A 4,732-nucleotide genomic window follows, 5' to 3' on the forward strand; every position below is an offset into this window, starting at 1 on the left:
CACGGCGCCCGGCCCCGAGGCCACGTAGACATGCGGACGCGCCACCGGCAGGCCGAAGAGATCGGCGGTCAGTTGCATCGCCGCATCGCTCTGGGAACCGCCACCGGCCACCCGCAGGCGGGTGATCTTGAGCTTCGAGCGTTTCTCCATGCGCTCCATGCCCTGGCGCAGGGCGTAGGCCAGGCCCTCGAGGATCGCCCGGTAGATATGCGCCCGGGTATGCACGTCGCCGAAACCGATCATCGCGCCCTTGGCCTCCATCCCCGGCTCGCGAATACCCGGCGACCAGTAGGGTTGCAGGGTCAGGCCCATGGACCCCGGGGGCACCGCCTGGACCAGGGCGTCGAACAACTGTTCCGGCTCCAGCCCCTGCTGCGCCGCCTGCTGCACCTCGCGCAGGCCGAACTGCTGCTTGAACCAGCTGACCATCCAGTAGCCACGGAAGATCATCACCTCGCAGTTGTAGTGGTCCGGCACCGCTGCCGGATACGGCGGAATCAGCGGCACCACCTCCAGGTAATGCGCGCGGGTGGTGGTAATGGTGGCCGTGGTGCCATAGGAGACACAGGCCGTGGTGGAATCCTGGACCCCGGAGCCCAGCACCTCGCAGGCCTTGTCGGCACCGGCGGCGATCAGCGGCAGGCCCTCGGGAATGCCGGTGTGGCGACTGGCCTCGGCGGTGATCCGGCCCAAGGTTTCACCAGGCTTGTGCAGGGTCGGCAGTTGCTCGCGGCGTACCGCCAGGGCCTGCCATTTCCAATCGCTGGGGGCGGCCCAGCGCAGGCGCTTGTAGTCGAACGGCAGGTAGGCCACGCAGCACCCCACCGAGTCGACGAAATGGCCGGTCAGGCGATGGGTGAGAAACCCCGACAGCAGCAGGAACTTGTCGGTGGCGGCCCAGATCTCCGGCTGTTTCTGCGCCACCCAGTTGGCTTCGGCCTGGGCGCGGAAGTAATCCACCGTGGCCTCGGCGCCAATCAGCTTGAACAACCAGCTCCAGGGGCCCTTGAGCTTGCCCTCGAGCTCGGCCTGGCGCTGGTCCAGCCAGAGGATCGCCGGGCGCAGCGCCCGCCCCTGGGCATCGACGTTGATCAGGGTGCCGCGCTGGGTGGTCAGGGACACCCCGCGGATCTGCGAGCGGTCGATGCCGGTCTGCTGCCAGAGGATCTGGCAGGCTTCGCCGAGCTTGGCCCAGTAGTAGTCCGGGTCCTGTTCGGCCCAACCGGGCTGGGTCGAGTAGTAGGCCTCCAGTTCCACCTTGCCCTTGCCGATCAGGTTGCCCGCAAGGTCGAACAGCAGCGCGCGCACGCTCTGGGTTCCGTTGTCGATGGCCAGCAGGTAGTCCCGCTCATTGTTGTGATTATCCATGGGGCTCTCTTGGTTAGGCGTCAGTGCGAGGCAAGCTGTGGTGGCGTTGCCACAGGGCGAGGTAACGCTGTTCTTCGGCTTGCCAATGGGCGTCGCTCCAGCCCAGGCGCTCCTGGCAAAGGTTGCGGATGGCTGGCAGGTAGCTGGCGCCGCCCTCGGCCAGCAGCAGGCCCAGGCGCGTGCGGCGCAGCAGCAGGTCGTCCAGGTGCAGGACCATTTCCGCCTCGGCGGCAAAGGCCAGTTCGGCCCACAGGGTGTCGCTGGCGCCGACGCACTCGTGGCCCAACTGCTCCACTAACTGCGCCAGCCGCGGCAGGTCACGGCCATGGCGCCCGGCCAGGCGCCGTAGCTGGGCGCCGCTGAGCCCGGGAATGTCCACCGCCGGCACCGGGGCGAACACCGGGGCGCCGTCGTCGCTGACACTGCGTCCGATCATCGCCCCACAAGCGGCCAGCACCTCGATGGCCTGGGGCCGGAAGGTGGTGAGCTTGCCACCGGCCAGGGTCACGCACCCCGGCTCCTGCCATAGCACATGCTCGCGGGTTTCGTTGGACGGTTTGCCCTGGGAGTCCGCGCCGCCAGCGGCCACCACCGGGCGTACCCCGGCCCAGGTCGAAAGCACGTCGCCGGCGACGATCCGCGCCTCGGGAAACTGCTGGGCGCAGGCCGCCAGCAGGTAATGCAGCTCCTGCTGGCTGATGCTGGCGCTCAAGTCCAGGTCTTCATGGTGGTCCAGGTCGGTGGTGCCGACCACGGTGGCGCCTTCCCAGGGAAAGACGAACACCGGCCGGCGGTCCTCGGCATGCATGAAGCTCAAGGCATGGGCCACCGGCAGGCGCCAGCCCGGCAACAGCAGGTGGCTGCCACGCAACGGCCGCAACTGGCGCCCCGCATCCGCCGGCCGCAAGCGCTCGGCCCAGGCGCCCGTGGCCACCGCCAGGACCGAGCAGCGCAGCTGGCGTGGCGCACCGCCTTCGCTGTCGTCGATCGCGACCCCGCAGACCCGCCCCTCCTCGCGCAACAAACCGGTCACCCGCACGCCGTTCAACGCCAGGGCGCCATCGGCCCGGGCCTCGGCCAATACCCGCAGCACCAGCCGCGCATCGTCGGTCAAGGCATCGAGAAAACAGGTGCCACCCAGCAAGCCCGGGGTCTTCACCCCCGGCACCAGGAACGGCAACTGCCCAGCATCGTGGAACCTGTGGTTGCGCCGCCCGGCCAGGGCGTCATAGAGGCTCAGCAGACCGCCGAACACCCGTGGGCCGGGGAACTGGCCACGGTAATGGGGCATCAGGAAACCCATGGGCTCGACCAAGCCGGGAGCCTCCTGCAACAAGCGCTGGCGCTCGCGCACCGAATCCCGGGTCAGGCGCCACTGCCCCTTGGCGATGTAGCGCAAACCGCCATGGACCATCTTCGAGGAACGGCTGGAGGTGCCCCAGGCAAAGTCCCGCTGTTCCAGCAGCAGGCAGCGCCAACCGCGCCGGGCCGCCTCACGCAGGATCCCGGCGCCGCTGATGCCGCCGCCGATCACGATCAGGTCCCAGGGTTGAGTCGCCAACCCGGGCAGCGCCTGCTGGCGCCACTGGGCATTCCAGTCCTGGTTCATGGCTCACTGCTCCAGCAAGGTGCCGGGATTGAGACGCCCGGCCGGGTCGAAGTGGCGACTCAGAGCCTGCAGCGCATCAATGGCCAGCGGACCCTTTTCCCGCAACAGGTACGGCGCGTGGTCCTTGCCCACCCCGTGCTGGTGGCTGATGGTGCCGTGGTGATTGACGATGGTCTGGCTGGCAGCGTGCTTGAGCGCCTGCCAGCGGGCCAGGGTCGCCGGGTACTGCCGGTCCGGACGGAACACGTAGGTGGTGTAGATGCTCGAGCCTTCGCCATAGACGTGAGACAGGTGGGTGAACACATGCACCTGCTCGCCCTCCGCGGCCAGGCCGTCGCGCAGGCTGTCCTCGATGCGTTGCAGCAAAGCATCGACGTTGCTCCAGTCGGTAGCGGTTTCCAGGGTGTCCACCAGGTAGCCGGCGTTCCACAGGCTTTCGCGCAGGTAGGGGAAACGGAAGCGGTTCTGCGCCCACTTCTTGCCCAGCAGGGTGCCGGTGAATACCCCGCCAAAGACCTTCAAATGCTGGCGCGCCTGGCGCAGGGACAAGGCGTTCTGCCGGCGATTGCCGGTCACGCCGAAGGTCAACAGGCACTTGCCCTGGCCCGCGCCCCGCAGCGCCAGGTACTTTTCCAGCCAGGCGATCTGTGTCGGGTGGCCGGCCAGGGCCAGTTGCGTCTCGGTCTCCACGGCGTTGGACAGGCGCAGCATCGACAGCGGCACCCGGGCCTGGGCCAGGACTCGCACGGCCTGCAGGGCCTGGGTCCAGTCCGGCAGGAACACCCCGTAGAAACGCTCGTCGTCCGGCAAGCGGCTGACCCGCACCTTGACCTCGGAAATGATCCCGAAGCGCCCTTCGCTGCCCAGCACCACTTCACGCAGGTCGGGGCCGGCGGCGGAGGCCGGGAAGGTGGCGATCGGCATCGGCCCGGCGAAGGTCTCCAGGGTGCCGCCGGCGAACAATTGCTCGATGCGCCCGTAGCGCAGCGACTGCTGGCCGCTGGAACGGCTGGCGACCCAACCGCCAAGGGTCGACAGCTCCCAGGACTGCGGGAAGTGCCCGAGGGTGTAGCCTCGGGCGCGCAACTGGCTCTCCACCTGGGGGCCGCTGGCGCCGGGACCGAAGGTGGCCAGCAGGCTGTCTTCGTCCAGGTCCAGCAGGCGGCTCATGCGCGCCAGGGACACCGTCAGCACCGGTCGCTCGGACCAGGCCGGGTTGATATGGCCGGCCACCGAGGTGCCGCCGCCATAGGGAATCAGGCACAGGTCGCGTTCCTCGGCCAGGGCCAGCAATTGGCGAATCTGCCCGGCGCTTTCCGGAAACGCCACCGCATCCGGATAGACCCCCAGCTCGCCTTCACGCAACGCCAGCCAGTCCGCCAGGCTCTGGCCCCGGGCGTGTAACAGCCGCTCCTGGGGTTCGATGCTGTACAGCGGATGGGCCGGCAAGCGCGATGCCGGCACCCGGGCCAGGGCCTGTTCCAGGGAAGCTTCCGGCAACCTGAATCCCGGCCCCAGGCGCTCGGCGAGAAAGCCCGCGCCTTCGGCCGGCAATTCGACCACCGTGGATGCATCCCCCCAGCCATTCCAGCGTCGCATGCGTATGTCCTTGTGCTGTTCTTATAAGTCTTGCGTAAGGCTCCCTATACTAGGGCGCGGCTGCCGGCTGTCACGGTCGCATCGAGCCATTGGGTGTAGCCGATTGAGTCAGCCATGCCCGCGCCAGGAGCGAAGCAGGTGACAAGCCGCCTGTGC

3 protein-coding genes are annotated in these 4,732 nt (G+C 68.4%); all 3 read right to left on the reverse strand.

The window, feature by feature from the left end:
* Window positions 1-1,368: FGGY-family carbohydrate kinase (locus ACK6AU_RS31290; protein ID WP_409303583.1), on the reverse strand; the 1,368-nt coding region annotated here is incomplete at its 3' end.
* Between the two features lie 13 nt (window positions 1,369-1,381).
* On the reverse strand, window positions 1,382-2,977 hold the full coding sequence (locus ACK6AU_RS31295; protein WP_409303585.1) for a glycerol-3-phosphate dehydrogenase/oxidase: 1,596 nt from the start codon (window positions 2,975-2,977) through the stop codon (window positions 1,382-1,384).
* A gap of 3 nt (window positions 2,978-2,980) precedes the next feature.
* Window positions 2,981-4,576, reverse strand: a complete 1,596-nt coding sequence (locus ACK6AU_RS31300; protein ID WP_185698705.1) for an FAD-binding oxidoreductase — start codon at window positions 4,574-4,576, stop codon at window positions 2,981-2,983.
* Window positions 4,577-4,732: the final 156 nt, after the last annotated feature.

It is taken from the genome of Pseudomonas sp. KCJK8993, from assembly GCF_046230915.1.
GTDB lineage: Bacteria > Pseudomonadota > Gammaproteobacteria > Pseudomonadales > Pseudomonadaceae > Aquipseudomonas > Aquipseudomonas piscis.

Excerpts from the sequence above, each read along its gene's own strand:
- ACK6AU_RS31295 (WP_409303585.1), bottom strand. The coding sequence starts at position 2,977 with ATGAACCAGGACTGGAATGCCCAGTGGCGCCAGCAGGCGCTGCCCGGG.
- ACK6AU_RS31300 (WP_185698705.1), bottom strand. The coding sequence starts at position 4,576 with ATGCGACGCTGGAATGGCTGGGGGGATGCATCCACGGTGGTCGAATTG.